The following is an 18,416-nucleotide window of genomic DNA, read 5'->3' as shown; positions in this document are numbered from 1 at the left end:
GGGACTTCAAAGATCACCATCCACGGACCGCAACCGGTAATTGAGGAACCCCGACGGTGCTCAGCCAGGTCCGCGAGAGCGGCGGCGGTTCAGCCGCGAAGAAGGGAGGGCCTGGTGCGCGTACTGGGGGTGGACCCGGGACTGACCCGGTGTGGTGTCGGTGTCGTCGAAGGCGTCGCCGGGCGCCCGTTGACGATGCTCGGCGTCGGTGTCGTACGGACGCCCGCGGACGCCGAGTTGGGGCACCGCCTCGTCGCCGTCGAGCAGGGCATCGAGCAGTGGCTGGACGAGCACCGGCCCGAATTCGTCGCGGTGGAACGGGTGTTCAGCCAGCACAACGTACGGACCGTCATGGGCACCGCCCAGGCCAGCGCCATCGCCATGCTGTGTGCCGCCCGCCGCGGCATCCCCGTCGCCCTGCACACCCCCAGCGAGGTCAAGGCCGCCGTCACCGGCAGCGGACGCGCCGACAAGGCCCAGGTCGGCGCCATGGTCACCCGGCTGCTGCGGCTGGACGCGCCACCGAAGCCCGCCGACGCCGCCGACGCCCTCGCACTCGCCATCTGCCACATCTGGCGCGCCCCCGCCCAGAACCGACTCCAGCAGGCCGTCGCCCGGCACACGGCCAACGCAACGAAAGGCCGTACGGCATGATCGCCTTCGTCAGCGGCACGGTCGCCGCACTCGCTCCCGACGCCGCGGTGGTCGAGGTCGGCGGGGTCGGCATGGCCGTGCAGTGCACGCCGAACACGCTGTCCACGCTCAGGCTCGGCCGGCCGGCCAAGCTCGCCACCTCCCTCGTCGTACGAGAGGACTCGCTGACCCTCTACGGCTTCGTGGACGACGACGAGCGCCAGGTCTTCGAACTGCTCCAGACGGCGAGCGGGGTCGGCCCCCGCCTCGCCCAGGCGATGCTGGCCGTGCACACGCCCGACGCCCTGCGCCGCGCGGTGTCGACCGGTGACGAGAAGGCGCTGATCGCCGTCCCCGGCATCGGCAAGAAGGGCGCCCAGAAGCTCCTGCTGGAGCTGAAGGACCGGCTCGGCGAGCCGATCGGCGCCCCCGTGGTCGGTGCCCCGGTCACCCAGGGCTGGCGCGACCAGCTCCACGCCGCCCTGATCGGCCTGGGGTACGCCACGCGGGAGGCCGACGAAGCGGTGACCGCCGTGGCACCGCAGGCCGAGGCCGCCGGGGGCACGCCTCAGGTCGGCCAGCTGCTGAAGGCGGCCCTGCAGACCCTGAACCGCGCCCGCTGACCACCTGCGCCACCCCAGTTAGGAGATCTCAGTGAACTGGGACGACACGACCGACACCGACGGCGCCGAGCGGCTCGTCGGCCCCGCCGCGGAGCGGCTGGTGGACTCCGTGGCCGACGGTGAGGACCAGGCCGTCGAGGCCGCCCTGCGCCCCAAGGACCTGGACGAGTTCATCGGCCAGGAGAAGGTCCGCGAACAGCTCGACCTCGTGCTGCGGGCGGCACGCGCGCGGGGAGCGACCGCCGACCACGTCCTCCTCTCCGGCGCCCCCGGTCTCGGCAAGACCACCCTCTCGATGATCATCGCGGCCGAGATGGGCGCCCCCATCCGCATCACCAGCGGCCCCGCCATCCAGCACGCCGGCGACCTGGCCGCGATCCTGTCCTCGCTCCAGGAGGGCGAGGTCCTGTTCCTCGACGAGATCCACCGCATGTCCCGGCCCGCCGAGGAGATGCTCTACATGGCGATGGAGGACTTCCGCGTCGACGTGATCGTCGGCAAGGGCCCGGGAGCCACCGCCATCCCCCTCGAACTGCCCCCGTTCACGCTGGTCGGCGCCACCACGCGCGCGGGCCTGCTGCCACCCCCGCTGCGCGACCGCTTCGGCTTCACCGCGCACATGGAGTTCTACGAGCCCGCCGAGCTGGAGCGCGTCATCCACCGCTCCGCGCACCTGCTCGACGTCGAGATCGGAGCCGAGGGCGCCGCCGAGATCGCGGGCCGCTCCCGGGGCACGCCCCGTATCGCCAACCGCCTGCTGCGCCGGGTGCGGGACTACGCGCAGGTCAAGGCCGACGGAGTCATCACCAGGGACATCGCCGCGGCCGCCCTCGCCGTCTACGAGGTCGACGCCCGCGGCCTCGACCGCCTCGACCGCGGCGTCCTCCAGGCCCTGCTCAAGCTGTTCGCCGGAGGCCCCGTCGGCCTGTCCACCCTCGCCGTCGCGGTGGGGGAGGAGCGCGAGACGGTCGAGGAGGTCGCCGAGCCCTTCCTCGTCCGCGAGGGACTGCTCGCCCGCACCCCGCGCGGACGGGTCGCGACCCCCGCGGCATGGGCGCACCTCGGCCTCACCCCGCCCCGCGGGGCCACCGGGACGAACGGACAAGGGGACCTGTTCGGCGCGTGACGGCGAGGGCATTGGCCGGGTCAGGAACCCGGGTGCGATGCTGAGCGTTGTTCCTTGCGCGCGGACTCGCTTAGACTCCGCCGATGCCGCCTTTGTCGGCGGCGCACATACCCCCAACCATCAGGCCGCTCACCATCGCGGTCGTGTGAAGGAAGTTCCGACCCGTGAGTCTCGTGACCCTCCTCCCGTTCATCGTGCTCATCGGGGCCATGTTCCTGATGACCCGCTCGGCCAAGAAGAAGCAGCAGCAGGCCGCGAACATGCGGAACGATATGCAGCCCGGCAGCGGTGTCCGCACCATCGGGGGCATGTACGCGACGGTCAAGGAGGTCAACGAGGACACGGTCCTCCTCGACGCCGGACCCGGCGTGGACCTGCTCTTCGCGAAGAACGCGATCGGTGCCGTCCTCACCGACGACGAGTACAACCGCATCGTCCACGGCATCGAGCACGACCTGAAGTCCGACCTCGTGCCGGACGACGCCTCCTCCCTCACCGAGACCGACGAGCCCGCCGCCGACGCTTCCGCCGCCTCCGACGACAAGCCCATCGACCTTGGTAAGAAGGACGCGGACGACGACGCGGCCGACAAGCCTGCCGAGGCGAAGGCCGACGACACGGAGCCGAAGAAGACCGACGGCGAGTCCGACGCGAAGTAGCCACGCTCCCGGGGGCGCGGCGCGACCAGTTCGTGCCGCGCCACCCGGGCCGTGTCGTTCTCGCACGGAGTCCCGACACCATGTCATGGCCGGCCCAGACGCTCGACCGGCGTTGAGGCGGCCCGAGAGGGAGTTACGAGAAGGTGGCAGCACCGAAGAAGGGCCGGAGCGCGAGCGCCCAGAGCAAACCAGGCCGCGCACTGGCCCTCATCCTGATCGCCATCGCGGCGCTCACCGGGGGAATGTTCGCCTCCGGACACACCACTCCGCGGCTGGGCATCGACCTCGCCGGTGGCACCAGCATCACGCTGGAGGCGGAGAACGAGCCGGGCCAGCCGAACGCGATCAACAAGACCAACATGGACACCGCGGTCGACATCATGAACCGCCGTGTCAACGGTCTGGGCGTCACCGAGGCCGAGGTCCAGACCCAGGGCAACAGCAACATCATCGTCAACATCCCCAAGGGCACGAACTCCAAGCAGGCCCGGGACCAGGTCGGCACCACCGCCAAGCTCTACTTCCGTCCGGTGCTGACCACCGAGGTGTCCGGCAAGGGCGCCACCCCCAGCCCGAGCACCAGCCCCAGTGGCTCCCCGAGCGCTTCGCCCTCCGGCAGCAAGGCCGGCGACAAGGCCGGCGAGAACGAGAAGGCGACCTCGCCCTCCTCCGCCACGCCGTCCTCCACCGCCACCTCGCAGGGCCGCGCGGTCACCGACGCGCTGAAGGCCGACCCCACGCCGAGCGGCTCCGCCTCCGCGAAGGCCAGCGGCTCTCCGTCGGCGAGCGCGAGCGGTGGCACGGCCAACGACGACACGGCCAAGCTCCAGGCCGCGTACGCCGCCCTCGACTGCACCAAGCCGGCGCAGCGCGCCAAGGCCGGTGACGGAGCCCAGCCCGGCGACCCCACCCTCGCCTGCGGCCAGAACTCGCAGAAGCAGTGGCAGAAGTACATCCTCGGCCCGGCCGCCGTCGCCGGTACGGACGTCGACGAGGCCCAGGCGGTCTTCGACACCCAGAGCGCCGCGGGCTGGAAAGTCACGATGAAGTTCACGTCCGGTGGTGCCAAGAAGTTCGCCGACATCACCGGTCAGCTCTCCAAGAACCAGCAGCCGCAGAACCAGTTCGCGATCGTCCTCGACGGTAACGTCGTCTCCGACCCGTCGGTCAGCCAGTCGATCACCGGTGGCAACGCCGAGATCTCCGGCAGCTTCTCCCAGGAAGAGGCCCAGGGCCTCGCCAACATGCTGAAGTACGGCGCGCTCCCGCTCACCTTCAAGGAGGCGAGCGTCACGACCGTCACCGCGGCACTCGGCGGCGAGCAGCTGCACGCCGGTCTCATCGCCGGTGCGATCGGCCTCGGCCTGGTCGTGCTCTACCTGGTCGTCTACTACCGCGGCCTGTCGCTCATCGCCATCGCCTCGCTGCTGGTCTCCGCGGCGCTGACCTACGTGATCATGTCGCTGCTCGGCCCGACCATCGGCTTCGCGCTGAACCTTCCGGCGGTCTGCGGAGCGATCGTCGCGATCGGCATCACAGCGGACTCGTTCATCGTGTACTTCGAACGCGTCCGCGACGAGATCCGTGAGGGCCGCTCCCTGCGCCCCGCCGTCGAGCGGGCCTGGCCGCGAGCCCGGCGCACCATCCTGGTCTCCGACTTCGTGTCGTTCCTCGCCGCCGCGGTGCTGTTCGTCGTCACCGTCGGCAAGGTCCAGGGCTTCGCGTTCACGCTCGGTCTGACCACCGTCCTCGACGTGGTCGTGGTGTTCCTCTTCACCAAGCCGCTGCTGACGCTCCTCGCCCGCAGGAAGTTCTTCGCCAACGGCCACAGCTGGTCCGGCCTCGACCCGAAGCGACTGGGTGCCCGGCCGCCGCTGCGCCGCACCCGCCGTCCCGCCGCCCCCGCCGACCCGAAGGAGGCCTGAGATGTCGAAACTCGGCGACCTCGGCGCCCGACTCCACCGCGGCGAGGTCGGTTACGACTTCGTCGGCAACCGCAAGCTCTGGTACGGCATCTCGATCCTGATCACCATCACGGCCATCCTCGGCCTGACGGTGCGGGGCCTGAACATGGGCATCGAGTTCCAGGGCGGCGCCGTCTTCACCACCCCGAAGACGAGCGTCTCGGTCGCCCAGGCCGAGACGTACGCGGAAGAGGCCGCCGGCCACGACGCGATCGTGCAGGAGCTCGGCAGCGGGGGCTTGCGCATCCAGATCTCAGGCGTCGACACCGGCAAGTCCGACCAGGTCAAGGAAGAGCTGGCCAAGGACCTCAAGGTCGACTCGGAGAAGATCAACGCCGACCTGGTCGGCCCCAGCTGGGGTGACCAGATCGCCAACAAGGCATGGCAGGGCCTCGGGATCTTCCTGGTCCTCGTGGTGATCTACCTGGCGATCGCCTTCGAGTGGCGCATGGCGATCGCCGCGTTCGTCGCCCTGATCCACGACATCACGATCACGGTCGGCATCTACGCCCTCGTGGGCTTCGAGGTGACGCCGGGCACCGTGATCGGCCTGCTGACGATCCTCGGTTACTCGCTCTACGACACGGTCGTCGTCTTCGACAGCCTCAAGGAACAGACGAAGGACATCACCAAGCAGACCCGCTGGACCTACAGCGACGTCGCCAACCGCTCGATCAACAGCACCCTGGTGCGTTCGATCAACACCACGGTGGTCGCGCTGTTGCCGGTCGGGGGCCTGTTGTTCATCGGTGGCGGTGTCCTCGGCGCGGGCATGCTCAACGACATCTCGCTGTCGCTGTTCGTCGGCCTCGCCGCCGGTGCGTACTCCTCGATCTTCATCGCCACGCCGCTCGTCGCCGACCTCAAGGAGCGCGAGCCGCAGATGAAGGCCCTCAAGAAGCGCGTCCTGGCCAAGCGAGCCCAGGCCGCCCAGGGCCAGCCCGCCGAGGCACAGGGCGAGGACGAGGCGTACGGAGACGAGCCGGAGGACGCGACCCCCGCGGTCGTCGGTCCGCGCAACCAGCCCGCGTCCCGCAGCCGCGGCCGTGGTCGCCCTTCGGGGAAGCGCCGGTGACCGCCGTCAGGGACCTGCTGCTCAGCCGCATCCGTGACGTCCCCGACTATCCGGAGCCGGGCGTGATGTTCAAGGACATCACCCCGCTGCTGGCCGACCCGGCGGCGTTCACGGCGCTCACCGACGCGCTCGCGGAGCTCGTCGTCCAGCACCGTGCGACGAAGATCGTCGGCCTGGAGGCCCGCGGGTTCATACTCGGCGCGCCCGTCGCGGTCCGCTCCGGGGTCGGCTTCATCCCCGTACGCAAGGCGGGCAAGCTCCCTGGAGCGACCCTCGGCCAGACGTACGACCTGGAGTACGGCTCCGCCGAGATCGAGGTGCACGCCGAGGACCTGTCGGCGGGCGACCGCGTCATGGTCATCGACGACGTCCTCGCCACCGGCGGCACCGCCGAGGCCTCCGTCCAGCTCATCCGCCGGGCGGGAGCCGAGGTCGCGGGCGTCGCGGTTCTCATGGAACTGGGTTTCCTCGCGGGCCGAGCACGGCTGGAGGCCGCGTTGAACGGCGCTCCGCTCGAATCGCTCATCCTGGTCTGAACAGCCTTCAGAGCACGCAACGATGCCTCTGCGGTGTGCGCACCTCGGTGTACACCGCGGAGGCTTCGTGCTTCTTCGCCCCCGGAGTTACCGCCCCGGTCAGAACGCAGAACACTTTCCGTATCGGGTTGACATGCGCAGATCAGCAAGCTTGGATGATCAAGCGCCGTTTCGGCCAACTGACCACTGGTCCGGGCGCGGGGGAGATCCGCGAATTCGACATACGCCTCCATGAGGTGTCCTTTCGTGATGCCCCCAGGACTGTGGTGAACGATTCCAAGGGGGAATTTCGACATGCGTCTGAGAGCGCTTCCGGTTATCACGGCCATCGCCGCCGCCACCTTCCTCGGTGCCGCAGCGAGCCCCGCACAGGCGGGCACGGGTCTGCTCCTCGGGGTGCACCCCACCGGCTCCGACGACTGGGGCAACTTCAACCAGGACCCGGTGGATCACCCTGGCACCAGCCAGGACGTGCCCGGGGACGCCATCCGGGCCTGTGACATGACGGCGGACGGGTGGGGAGTCACGGCCTGGCTGGACGTCAACCGCAACGGGACCTGGGACCGCAAGGCCACGACCAGTGGTCAACCCTCGGGTGACTGCAGCGCTTGGGAGACGGGCAACCTCGCGGAGAACACCAAGGTGACCCTCAAGGTCTGCCACACCAAGGCCGGGTACGCGCCGAGGCACTGCGAAGAGGATGACACCGTCGCCTGACCAGTGCGGTTCCTGAGGGGCGACACGGTTATCGGCAAGCGCTCAGCCGAGCTTCTCCGGTACTCGTGACGACCGTGACGCGACGTGGAGGCGGGCCCGGAGGAATCCGGCGCCCGCCTCCTGCGTTACGCGGGCAGCGGACCGTCTCACCGGCCGAAGGCGAGTCGGGAGCCGAGGATCGCTACCATGGGGTCTCCGGAGCCTGACCGGGGGACCCGGATCGCGCACGAGGAGTCCTCTTGCCAGACGAGGCCCAGCCACTGACCGCCGCCAAGCCCGAGTCCGCCTCGGGAGCCGCGGCCACGCCCGCGCCGAGCGAGAAGAGCGCCGCGCAGGGCTCGGTCGAGCACGCCCAGTCCGCGCCCGCCGACAAGGCCGCCGAGTCGGCGCGCCCCAAGCCCTCGCCTCCCACGCCCCCGGCCCGTACCGCGGCGGGCCAGCCCGCGCGCTCCGGCTCCTCCAACCGCGTGCGCGCCCGCCTCGCCCGCCTCGGCGTCCAGCGGTCCAACCCGTACAACCCGGTCCTTGAGCCGCTGCTGCGGATAGTGCGCAGCAACGACCCGAAGATCGAGACGGCCACACTCCGCAAGATCGAGACCGCCTACCAGGTCGCCGAGCGCTGGCACCGCGGCCAGAAGCGCAAGAGCGGCGACCCGTACATCACGCACCCCCTCGCGGTGACCACGATCCTCGCCGAGCTCGGCATGGACCCGGCCACGCTCATGGCCGGCCTCCTGCACGACACCGTCGAGGACACCGAGTACGGCCTGGACCAGCTCCGCCGCGACTTCGGCGACCAGGTGGCGCTGCTCGTCGACGGCGTCACCAAGCTGGACAAGGTCAAGTTCGGCGAGGCGGCCCAGGCCGAGACCGTCCGCAAGATGGTCGTGGCCATGGCCAAGGACCCCCGCGTCCTGGTCATCAAGCTCGCCGACCGCCTGCACAACATGCGCACCATGCGCTACCTCAAGCGCGAGAAGCAGGAGAAGAAGGCGCGCGAGACCCTGGAGATCTACGCGCCGCTCGCCCACCGCCTGGGCATGAACACCATCAAGTGGGAGCTGGAGGACCTCGCCTTCGCGATCCTCTACCCCAAGATGTACGACGAGATCGTACGGCTGGTGGCCGAGCGGGCACCGAAGCGTGACGAGTACCTGGCCATAGTGACCGACGAGGTCCAGTCCGACCTGCGCGCCGCCCGCATCAAGGCGACCGTCACCGGCCGCCCGAAGCACTACTACAGCGTCTACCAGAAGATGATCGTCCGCGGCCGTGACTTCGCGGAGATCTACGACCTGGTGGGCATCCGCGTCCTGGTGGACACGGTCAGGGACTGCTACGCGGCCCTGGGCACCGTCCACGCCCGCTGGAACCCGGTTCCGGGGCGGTTCAAGGACTACATCGCGATGCCCAAGTTCAACATGTACCAGTCGCTGCACACGACGGTCATCGGGCCCAACGGCAAGCCGGTCGAACTCCAGATCCGCACGTTCGACATGCACCGCCGCGCCGAGTACGGCATCGCCGCGCACTGGAAGTACAAGCAGGAGGCCGTCGCGGGCGCCTCCAAGGTCCGCACCGACGTGCCCAAGTCGTCCGGGAAGAAGGACGACCACCTCAACGACATGGCGTGGCTGCGCCAGCTGCTGGACTGGCAGAAGGAGACCGAGGACCCGGGCGAGTTCCTGGAGTCGCTGCGCTTCGACCTGTCCCGCAACGAGGTCTTCGTCTTCACGCCCAAGGGCGACGTCATAGCGCTCCCGGCCGGCGCGACCCCCGTCGACTTCGCCTACGCGGTCCACACCGAGGTCGGCCACCGCACCATAGGCGCCCGCGTCAACGGACGCCTGGTCCCGCTGGAATCCACTCTGGACAACGGCGACCTGGTGGAGGTCTTCACCTCCAAGGCGACCGGGGCGGGCCCGTCCCGCGACTGGCTCGGCTTCGTGAAGTCCCCGCGCGCCCGCAACAAGATCCGCGCCTGGTTCTCCAAGGAGCGCCGCGACGAGGCCATCGAGCAGGGCAAGGACGCCATCGCCCGCGCGATGCGCAAGCAGAACCTGCCGATCCAGCGCATCCTGACGGGCGACTCCCTCGTGACCCTCGCCCACGAGATGCGCTATCCGGACATCTCGTCCCTGTACGCGGCGATCGGCGAGGGCCACGTGGCCGCGCAGAACGTCGTGCAGAAGCTCGTCCAGGCCCTCGGCGGCGAGGAGGCGGCCACCGAGGAGATCGACGAGGCGGTACCGCCGTCCCGCGGCCGCAGCCGCAAGCGGCGCAGCAGCCAGGACCCCGGGGTCGTGGTCAAGGGCGTCGACGACGTCTGGGTCAAGCTCGCCCGCTGCTGTACGCCCGTCCCCGGCGACCCGATCATCGGCTTCGTGACGCGCGGCAGCGGCGTATCGGTTCACCGAAGCGACTGCGTCAACGTCGAGTCCCTGTCCCGCGAGCCCGAGCGCATCCTGGACGTCGAGTGGGCGCCCACCCAGTCCTCGGTCTTCCTGGTCGCCATCCAGGTCGAGGCCCTGGACCGCTCCCGTCTCCTGTCGGACGTCACGCGCGTGCTCTCCGACCAGCACGTCAACATCCTGTCGGCCGCGGTCCAGACGTCCCGCGACCGCGTGGCCACGTCCCGCTTCACCTTCGAGATGGGCGACCCGAAGCACCTGGGCCACGTCCTGAAGGCCGTACGGGGCGTCGAGGGCGTGTACGACGTGTACCGGGTGACGTCGGCGCGCAGGCCGTAACCCCACCGCACGCACCGCACCACGACGAGGGCCGCCGTACATGGCGTACGGCGGCCCTCGTGGCAGCGGCTATAGGTCGGCTACAGGTCAGCCGCCGAACTCCTGCAGACCCTTCAGGGCCTGGTCGAGCAGCGCCTGGCGGCCCTCCAGCTCCCGCTCGAGCTTGTCGGCCCTGGCGTTGTTGCCCTGGGCGCGCGCCTGCTCGATCTGGCCGTTCAGCTTGTCCACGGCCGCCTGGAGCTGGCCCGTCAGACCCTCGGCCCGGGCGCGGGCCTCCGGGTTGGTACGACGCCACTCCGCTTCCTCGGAGTCCTGAAGGGCCCGCTCCACGGCGTGCATCCGGCCCTCGACCTTCGGGCGGGCGTCCCGCGGAACGTGGCCGATGGCCTCCCAGCGCTCGTTGATGGAGCGGAACGCGGCACGGGCCGTCTTCAGGTCCGTGACCGGCAGCAGCTTCTCCGCCTCCTCGGCCAGCTCCTCCTTGAGCTTGAGGTTCTCGGCCTGCTCGGCGTCACGCTCCGCGAAGACCGAGCTGCGCGCCGCGAAGAAGACGTCCTGGGCACCGCGAAAACGGTTCCACAGGTCGTCCTCGTGCTCGCGCTGGGCGCGGCCCGCGGCCTTCCACTCGGACATCAGCTCGCGGTAGCGGGCCGCCGTCGGCCCCCAGTCGGTCGAGTCCGACAGCGACTCGGCCTCCGCGACCAGCCGCTCCTTGGTCTTACGGGCCTCCTCGCGCTGCGCGTCCAGCTGCGCGAAGTGCGCTTTGCGACGCTTCGAGAACGCCGAGCGCGCGTGCGAGAAACGGTGCCACAGCTCGTCGTCCGACTTGCGGTCGAGCCGAGGCAGCCCCTTCCAGGTGTCCACCAGCGCGCGCAGCCGCTCACCGGCCGCCCGCCACTGGTCGGACTGGGCCAGCTCCTCCGCCTCGGTGACCAGGGCCTCCTTGGCGTGGCGTGCCTCGTCCGACTGCTTCGCCCGCTGCGCCTTGCGCTCCTCACGGCGCGCGTCGACGGACTCGACCAGCTTGTCCAACCGCGTCCGCAGGGCGTCCAGGTCGCCGACCGCGTGATGCGCGTCGACCTGCTCGCGGATGTGGTCGATGGCGACCTGCGCGTCCTTCGCCGACAGGTCGGTGGTCTTCACTCGCTTTTCGAGGAGGCCGATCTCGACAACCAGGCCCTCGTACTTGCGCTCGAAGTAGGCCAACGCCTCCTCGGGAGAGCCGGCCTGCCAGGAACCGACGACCTGCTCGCCGTCGGCCGTACGCACGTACACGGTCCCCGTCTCGTCGACGCGGCCCCACGGGTCGCTGCTCACAGCGCCTCCTCCACATGATGCCTGCGAAGGGCTGTAGCACCCCCGGGCATCGTCCACAGTTTCGTCACGGCCAACATAGGCGACCGGCGGGGCGGCTGTCCGCATCCCGCGCGACCGAAATTACGCGGTGGGCGGTCAGTCTTCCTTGACAGTCGCCTTGTTGATCACGACCGTCGCGTTGGGCGCGGTGTTGCCGGTCTGAGGGTCGGCGGCCTGCGCGCCTGCGGCGGCGATCTTCTTCAGGACCTTCATACCCGATTCGGAAATCGTGCCGAACGGTGTGTAGTCGGCCGGGAGCTGACTGTCCTGGTAGACGAGGAAGAACTGGCTGCCGCCGGTGTTGCGGCCCTGCTTCGTCTGGGCGTTGTACTGATTGGCCATGGCCACGGTGCCCGCCGGGTACACCCCGCCCTTCAGGCTCTTGTCCTTCAGGTTCTCGTCCGGGATCGTGTATCCCGGCCCGCCCATACCGGTGCCCTGAGGGTCGCCGCACTGGAGCACGTAGATGTTCTGGGTGGTGAGCCGGTGGCACTTCGTGTGGTCCAGGTACCCCTTGTTGACCAGGAAGTTGAACGAGTTCACCGTGTGCGGGGTCTTCGCCGCGTCCATGGCGATCGGGATGTCACCGCAGGTGGTCCGCAGATCCATCGTGTACTTCGCGGTCTTGTCGACGGTGATCGCGGGCTCTTTCTTGTACGAGAGCTTCTCGACCTTGCCCGCGGCCGGCTTCTCGCAGGGGTCCGGGGCCTTGCTCGGCGAGGCGCTCGGCGTCACCTCCGCGCTCGCGTTCTCCTTCTTGCCGTCGTCCTTGAGTACCCCGGTCGTGTACAGCGCCACGCTGCCTATCAGGATGACGCCGAGGACCGACGCGATCACGGCATTGCGGGCGTGTGCCTTGCGTCGGGCGGCCGTGCGCCGCTGCTGCTGCCGCAAGAACTTCTCCCGGGCGAGCTGACGCCGCCGCTGCTCCTGGCTGACCACCGGGTTCTCTCCTCATGCGTCTTCGTGCGTCAACGGGTACGCGTGCGACTGGTGAGCCGACCGCTTGTGTGTGCCCCGTACCGTATATGGGTTCGCTGAGGAAACGGCAGCGCCGGTAGGCTCTGACGCGCAGCATTCCAGCCCGTACTCCCCAATCCGAAGGACGATCGTGCTCATTGCCGGGTTCCCCGCCGGGGCCTGGGGGACCAACTGTTACCTGGTCGCCCCCGCCGCAGGCGAGGAGTGCGTGATCATCGACCCCGGCCACCAGGCCGCCCAGGGAGTCGAGGAGGCGCTGAAGAAGCATCGGCTCAAGCCCGTCGCCGTCGTCCTCACCCACGGCCACATCGATCACGTCGCCTCGGTGGTTCCGGTGTGCGGCGCGCACGACGTACCCGCGTGGATCCACCCCGACGACCGGTTCATGATGAGCGACCCGGAGAAGGCGCTCGGCCGTTCCATAGGGATGCCGCTGATGGGCGAGCTGACCGTGGGGGAGCCCGACGACGTCAGGGAACTGGCGAACGGCTCGAAGCTGGAACTGGCCGGTCTGGAACTGTCCGTCGCGCACGCGCCCGGCCATACCAAGGGGTCGGTGACCTTCCAGATGCCCGAGACGGCGGACATCCCGTCGGTCTTCTTCTCGGGCGATCTGCTCTTCGCCGGCTCCATCGGACGCACCGACCTGCCCGGCGGTGACATGGCCGAGATGCTCGACTCGCTGGCCCGCGTGTGCCTGCCGCTCGACGACTCGACCGTGGTGCTGTCCGGCCACGGCCCCCAGACGACCATCGGCCAGGAGCGCGCCACCAACCCGTATCTGCGGGAAGTGGCCGCAGGCCGCCAAGATCGCGGTGAGGGTGCGAACACCCCTCCCCGACGAGGAATGTGACGAGAGATCTCCGTGAGCACCTTCCAGGCCCCCAAGGGCACGTACGACCTGATTCCGCCGGACAGCGCCACGTACCTCGCCGTGCGTGAGGCGATCGCGGCCCCGCTCCGCAACTCCGGCTACGGCTACATCGAGACACCCGGCTTCGAGAACGTGGAGCTCTTCGCGCGCGGTGTCGGCGAGTCCACGGACATCGTGACGAAGGAGATGTACGCCTTCGAGACCAAGGGCGGCGACAGGCTGGCCCTGCGCCCCGAGGGCACCGCCTCGGTCCTGAGGGCCGCGCTGGAGGCCAACCTGCACAAGGTGGGCAACCTTCCCGTCAAGCTCTGGTACTCCGGCTCGTACTACCGCTACGAGCGTCCCCAGAAGGGCCGTTACCGCCACTTCTCCCAGGTCGGTGCCGAGGCCATCGGCGCCGAGGACCCGGCGCTGGACGCCGAGTTGATCATCCTGGCGGACCAGGCGTACCGCTCGCTGGGCCTCAGGAACTTCCGTATCCTGCTCAACTCCCTGGGCGACAAGGAGTGCCGTCCGGTGTACAGGGCGGCCCTCCAGGACTTCCTCCGAGGCCTGGACCTGGACGAGGACACCTTCCGCCGCGCCGAGATCAACCCGCTCCGGGTGCTCGACGACAAGCGCGAGTCGGTCCAGAAGCAGCTGACGGGAGCCCCGCTCCTGCGTGACTACCTGTGCGACGCCTGCAAGGCGTACCACGAGGAGGTCCGCGAGCTGATCACGGCGGCGGGTCTGTCCTTCGAGGACGACCCGAAGCTGGTGCGCGGCCTGGACTACTACACCCGCACCACCTTCGAGTTCGTCCACGACGGTCTCGGCTCCCAGTCCGCGGTGGGCGGCGGCGGCCGCTACGACGGTCTGTCGGAGATGATCGGCGGTCCGGCGCTGCCGTCGGTGGGCTGGGCGCTCGGTGTCGACCGCACCGTCCTCGCCCTGGAGGCGGAGGGCGTGGAGCTGGCGCTCCCCGCGCCCACGAGCGTGTACGCCGTCCCGCTGGGGGAGGAGGCCCGCCGGGTCCTCTTCGCCAAGGTCACGGAGCTGCGCAAGGTCGGTGTCGCGGCGGACTTCTCGTACGGCGGCAAGGGACTCAAGGGCGCGATGAAGAACGCCAACCGCAGCGGCGCGCGGTACGCGCTCGTCGCGGGCGAGCGTGATCTCGCCGAGGGCCTGGTCCAGCTCAAGGACATGGAGTCCGGCGAGCAGGTGGCCATCGGCGTGAACGAGATCGTGGCGGAACTGGAGTCCCGGCTGGGCTGAGGGCGGTCGCTTGTTGAGGGGCGGGGGAGGAACCCTCGGTCCAGCAGACAACGTCAACCCGGCGAACGCGGATTCGCCCTGTTGGACGATTCCGGCGCGTGAGCGCCACCAGAGTCGTCCAGAACCGAACGCTTCGGGACGACCAGGCGTACTTCCTTATGTCCAACGAACGGTGGACGGGCGAGTGTGTACGGCACAATGACCGTGCCCGAAATGCCCCTCACAAGCTACGGATACGACGTGATGAGCAAGACGACAGTCAAGGACGTCCCCATGGAGCGCGAACGAACCGACGCTCCGCGCGGCGTGGGCGGCAGCCGCGCCTTCGCGATCCTCCTGCTGATCACCGGCGCGGCCGGACTGCTGGCCTCCTGGGTCATCACGATCGACAAGTTCAAGCTCCTGGAGGACCCGAGCTTCACGCCCGGGTGCAGCCTGAACCCCGTCGTCTCCTGCGGCAACATCATGAAGAGCGACCAGGCCTCCGTCTTCGGGTTCCCCAACCCGATGCTCGGCCTCGTCGCCTACGGCATCGTGATCTGTGTGGGCATGAGCCTCCTCGCCCGTGCCACCTTCCCGCGCTGGTACTGGCTCACCTTCAACGCCGGCACGCTCTTCGGCGTGGGATTCGTGACCTGGCTGCAGTACCAGTCGCTGTACAACATCAACTCGCTGTGCCTGTGGTGCTGCCTGGCCTGGGTCGCCACGATCGTCATGTTCTGGTACGTGACGTCGTTCAACGTCCGCAACGGCTTCCTGCCCGCGCCCAGCTGGCTCAAGGGCTTCTTCGGCGAGTTCACCTGGGTCCTGCCCACGATGCACGTCGGCATCATCGGCATGCTGATCCTGACCCGCTGGTGGGACTTCTGGACGAGCTGACGGCAGCCGACGGCGGGAGCCGGACTGTCAGTGCCGTGATTTAGGGTTTCAGCGTGGAGCCCGACCTGTTCACCGCAGCCGCCGAAGAACGCCAGGAGAAGGACCCGACCGGTAGCCCCCTGGCCGTGCGCATGCGCCCGCGCACCCTCGACGAGGTTGTGGGCCAGCAGCACCTGCTCAAGCCCGGCTCACCCCTGCGCAGACTGGTCGGCGAGTCCGGCGGCGGCCCGGCCGGCCCGTCCTCGGTGATCCTCTGGGGCCCGCCCGGCACGGGCAAGACGACCCTCGCGTACGTCGTCTCCAAGGCCACCAACAAGCGCTTCGTCGAGCTCTCCGCGATCACCGCCGGCGTCAAGGAGGTCCGCGCGGTCATCGACGGCGCCCGGCGCGCCACGGGTGGCTTCGGCAAGGAGACCGTCCTCTTCCTCGACGAGATCCACCGCTTCAGCAAGGCCCAGCAGGACTCCCTGCTCCCGGCCGTCGAGAACCGCTGGGTGACCCTGATCGCGGCGACGACGGAGAACCCGTACTTCTCGGTGATCTCCCCCCTCCTGTCCCGCTCCCTGCTCCTCACGCTCGAACCGCTCACCGACGACGACGTGCGCGGTCTCCTGCACCGCGCCCTCACCGACGAGCGGGGCCTCAAGGGCGCCGTCACCCTCCCCGACGACACCGAGGAGCATCTGCTGCGGATCGCCGGAGGCGACGCCCGCCGCGCGCTCACCGCCCTGGAGGCCGCCGCCGGAGCCGCCCTCGACAAGGGCGAGACGGAGATCGGCCTCACGACCCTCGAAGAGACCGTCGACCGCGCAGCCGTGAAGTACGACCGCTCCGGCGACCAGCACTACGACGTGGCGAGCGCCCTCATCAAGTCCATCCGCGGCTCCGACGTCGACGCGGCCCTGCACTACCTGGCCCGCATGATCGAGGCCGGCGAGGACCCCCGCTTCATCGCCCGCCGACTGATGATCTCCGCCAGCGAGGACATCGGCCTCGCCGATCCGAACGCACTGCCCATAGCCGTCGCCGCCGCCCAGGCGGTCGCCATGATCGGATTCCCCGAGGCCGCGCTCACCCTCAGCCACGCCACCATCGCGCTCGCCCTGGCCCCCAAGTCCAACGCGGCGACCATGGCGATCGGCGCGGCCATGGAGGACGTCCGCAAGGGCCTGGCCGGTCCCGTGCCGCCGCACCTGCGGGACGGGCACTACAAGGGCGCGGCCAAGCTGGGGCACGCGCAGGGGTACGTCTACCCGCACGACCTGCCCGAGGGAATCGCCGCCCAGCAGTACGCCCCGGACGACTTGAAGGACCGCGAGTACTACACCCCGACCCGGCACGGCGCCGAGGCGCGCTACGCGGACGCGGTGGAGTGGACCAGGAAGAACCTCGGTCGGAAGCGGTCCTGACCACCCTGTAGACTTCTCCACAGTGCTGAGTCCCGTGTCCGGCTCCGGTCGGCGCCTCAGGCGGGACAACCAGCCGGATCTTTGATCCAGGAGTGTCGCGCACCGTCGTAGGTGTCGCGGGCAGCCCACCACCACTCGGAGTCCCGGGACCGGTCGGTGGGCCGTTCGTGTGCTGCACGTATGTGCCCAGACCAGGGGAGCGGCTGCCCGACGGGTCCCTCGTGGACCTGGCGGGAATCCCCGGCTGCGGATGCGACCTCCCGTAACCCTGAGGCAGCCGAATAGGAAAAGGAAAAGAAGTGGCGAACCAGTCCCGCCCCAAGGTCAAGAAGTCGCGTGCCCTCGGCATCGCGCTGACCCCGAAGGCCGTCAAGTACTTCGAGGCCCGCCCCTACCCGCCGGGCGAGCACGGCCGCGGCCGCAAGCAGAACTCGGACTACAAGGTCCGTCTGCTCGAGAAGCAGCGTCTGCGCGCGCAGTACGACGTGTCCGAGCGCCAGCTCGTCCGCGCCTACGACCGTGCCTCCAAGGTTCAGGGCAAGACCGGTGAGGCCCTGATCATCGAGCTGGAGCGCCGTCTCGACGCCCTGGTCCTGCGTTCGGGCATCGCCCGCACGATCTACCAGGCCCGCCAGATGGTCGTCCACGGCCACATCGAGGTCAACGGCCACAAGGTCGACAAGCCGTCCTTCCGCGTCAAGCCGGACGACGTCGTCATGGTCCGTGAGCGCAGCCGTCAGAAGCCGCTGTTCGAGGTCGCCCGTGAGGGTGGCTTCGCCGCCGACGGCGAGACCCCGCGCTACCTCCAGGTGAACCTCAAGGCCCTGGCGTTCCGCCTGGACCGTGAGCCGAACCGCAAGGAGATCCCGGTGATCTGCGACGAGCAGCTCGTCGTCGAGTACTACGCCCGCTGATCGCCCCACGGCGCAAGCGGACGTAGTACGTCCCGTGTGTCAGCCCGTCGTCTCCCCGCCTCCGTGGCGGACGGGACGGCGGGCTCTCGCATCTCCAGCCGCAGCCAGGTAATGCGGTACGGAGTGGCAGCCCCGGCGCGATAGGCTCGGGGGCACGACTTTTCGACGTTCAGGCATGTTCCGACATGTTCTCCGACATGTTCCAGGGAGCGGGTGCACAAGTGTCCGGTGGAGAGGTGGCCGGGATCCTGGTGGCCGTCTTCTGGGCGATCCTGGTCTCCTTCCTCGCCGTCGCACTGGCGAGGCTGGCCCAGACGCTCAAGGCGACCACCAAGCTCGTCGCGGACGTGACCGATCAGGCGGTCCCGCTTCTCGCCGACGCCTCCACGGCGGTCCGCTCCGCGCAGACCCAGATCGAGCGGGTCGACGCGATCGCGTCGGACGTCCAGGAGGTCACCTCTAACGCGTCGGCGCTCTCCACCACCGTCGCGTCCACCTTCGGCGGCCCCCTGGTGAAGGTGGCGGCGTTCGGCTACGGCGTGCGCCGGGCCATCGGCCGCCGCGAGGACGCGCCCGCCAAGGCGCCCCGAAGCACTGTGATCGTCGGCCGCACCGTCCCGTCCAAGCGGCGAGGCAAGCGGAACCCCCGGGACAAGAAGGACTGAC

Annotated in this window: 17 protein-coding genes; 15 read left to right on the top strand and 2 right to left on the bottom strand. The window is 69.4% G+C overall.

Features of this window, described 5'->3' with window-relative positions:
* The first annotated feature begins 114 nt into the window (after positions 1 to 114).
* From ruvC to AB0959_RS20810, 9 genes are all read left to right on the top strand, one after another.
* Positions 115 to 654, top strand: a complete 540-nt coding sequence (gene ruvC, locus AB0959_RS20850) for a crossover junction endodeoxyribonuclease RuvC (RefSeq protein ID WP_366827918.1) — start codon at positions 115 to 117, stop codon at positions 652 to 654.
* Complete coding sequence (ruvA, locus tag AB0959_RS20845; RefSeq protein ID WP_366827917.1) at positions 651 to 1,256, top strand: Holliday junction branch migration protein RuvA; 606 nt, start codon at positions 651 to 653, stop codon at positions 1,254 to 1,256. The genes ruvC and ruvA overlap by 4 nt, the downstream gene beginning before the upstream one ends.
* A 31-nt stretch (positions 1,257 to 1,287) precedes the next feature.
* Positions 1,288 to 2,382: a Holliday junction branch migration DNA helicase RuvB gene (ruvB, locus tag AB0959_RS20840; RefSeq protein WP_366827916.1), complete on the top strand. Its 1,095-nt coding sequence runs from the start codon at positions 1,288 to 1,290 to the stop codon at positions 2,380 to 2,382.
* Between the two features lie 164 nt (positions 2,383 to 2,546).
* Positions 2,547 to 3,041, top strand: a complete 495-nt coding sequence (gene yajC, locus AB0959_RS20835) for a preprotein translocase subunit YajC (RefSeq protein ID WP_366827915.1) — start codon at positions 2,547 to 2,549, stop codon at positions 3,039 to 3,041.
* 143 nt (positions 3,042 to 3,184) lie between these two features.
* The gene (gene secD, locus AB0959_RS20830; RefSeq protein ID WP_366827914.1) at positions 3,185 to 4,966 is read left to right on the top strand and encodes a protein translocase subunit SecD; all 1,782 of its coding nucleotides are present in this window, start codon (positions 3,185 to 3,187) and stop codon (positions 4,964 to 4,966) included.
* Between the two features lies 1 nt (position 4,967).
* Positions 4,968 to 6,080 carry a protein translocase subunit SecF gene (secF, locus tag AB0959_RS20825; RefSeq protein ID WP_366827913.1) on the top strand — a complete coding sequence of 371 codons (1,113 nt, stop codon included), beginning with the start codon at positions 4,968 to 4,970 and terminating at the stop codon, positions 6,078 to 6,080.
* Entirely contained in the window at positions 6,077 to 6,616 is a 540-nt protein-coding gene (locus AB0959_RS20820; protein ID WP_366827912.1) for an adenine phosphoribosyltransferase, read from the top strand. Before secF ends, AB0959_RS20820 begins: the two co-directional genes overlap by 4 nt.
* Before the next feature lie 294 nt (positions 6,617 to 6,910).
* The gene (locus AB0959_RS20815; RefSeq protein WP_366827911.1) at positions 6,911 to 7,333 is read left to right on the top strand and encodes a hypothetical protein; all 423 of its coding nucleotides are present in this window, start codon (positions 6,911 to 6,913) and stop codon (positions 7,331 to 7,333) included.
* A 239-nt stretch (positions 7,334 to 7,572) separates the two neighbouring features.
* Positions 7,573 to 10,083, top strand: coding sequence for a bifunctional (p)ppGpp synthetase/guanosine-3',5'-bis(diphosphate) 3'-pyrophosphohydrolase (locus AB0959_RS20810; RefSeq protein WP_366827910.1), 2,511 nt, complete (start codon positions 7,573 to 7,575; stop codon positions 10,081 to 10,083).
* 87 nt (positions 10,084 to 10,170) lie between these two features.
* Here AB0959_RS20810 and AB0959_RS20805 read toward each other — a convergent pair whose 3' ends face one another.
* Entirely contained in the window at positions 10,171 to 11,400 is a 1,230-nt protein-coding gene (locus AB0959_RS20805; RefSeq protein WP_366827909.1) for a DUF349 domain-containing protein, read from the bottom strand.
* Between the two features lie 135 nt (positions 11,401 to 11,535).
* Positions 11,536 to 12,381 (bottom strand): peptidylprolyl isomerase, encoded by an 846-nt coding sequence (locus tag AB0959_RS20800; RefSeq protein WP_366827908.1) that lies wholly within the window; start codon positions 12,379 to 12,381, stop codon positions 11,536 to 11,538.
* Between the two features lie 169 nt (positions 12,382 to 12,550).
* Here AB0959_RS20800 and AB0959_RS20795 point away from each other — a divergent pair, with 169 nt between their 5' ends.
* The 6 genes from AB0959_RS20795 to AB0959_RS20770 all read left to right on the top strand — a co-directional run bounded on the left by AB0959_RS20795 (position 12,551) and on the right by AB0959_RS20770 (position 18,415).
* Entirely contained in the window at positions 12,551 to 13,273 is a 723-nt protein-coding gene (locus tag AB0959_RS20795; protein WP_366827907.1) for an MBL fold metallo-hydrolase, read from the top strand.
* A gap of 12 nt (positions 13,274 to 13,285) precedes the next feature.
* Positions 13,286 to 14,548, top strand: a complete 1,263-nt coding sequence (hisS, locus tag AB0959_RS20790; protein ID WP_366827906.1) for a histidine--tRNA ligase — start codon at positions 13,286 to 13,288, stop codon at positions 14,546 to 14,548.
* A gap of 198 nt (positions 14,549 to 14,746) precedes the next feature.
* Positions 14,747 to 15,427: a vitamin K epoxide reductase family protein gene (locus tag AB0959_RS20785; RefSeq protein ID WP_366827905.1), complete on the top strand. Its 681-nt coding sequence runs from the start codon at positions 14,747 to 14,749 to the stop codon at positions 15,425 to 15,427.
* 53 nt (positions 15,428 to 15,480) lie between these two features.
* Entirely contained in the window at positions 15,481 to 16,836 is a 1,356-nt protein-coding gene (locus AB0959_RS20780; protein WP_366827904.1) for a replication-associated recombination protein A, read from the top strand.
* 299 nt (positions 16,837 to 17,135) lie between these two features.
* Positions 17,136 to 17,750 (top strand): 30S ribosomal protein S4, encoded by a 615-nt coding sequence (rpsD, locus tag AB0959_RS20775; RefSeq protein WP_322725212.1) that lies wholly within the window; start codon positions 17,136 to 17,138, stop codon positions 17,748 to 17,750.
* Positions 17,751 to 17,971: 221 nt separating this feature from the next.
* Positions 17,972 to 18,415, top strand: coding sequence for a DUF948 domain-containing protein (locus tag AB0959_RS20770; RefSeq protein ID WP_366827903.1), 444 nt, complete (start codon positions 17,972 to 17,974; stop codon positions 18,413 to 18,415).
* Position 18,416: the final 1 nt, after the last annotated feature.

This window comes from Streptomyces sp. NPDC046862, from assembly GCF_040704615.1.
Taxonomy (GTDB): Bacteria; Actinomycetota; Actinomycetes; order Streptomycetales; family Streptomycetaceae; genus Streptomyces.
The sequence above is the reverse complement of the archived record's forward strand: the minus strand, read 5'-3'. Positions and strand labels throughout refer to the sequence as shown.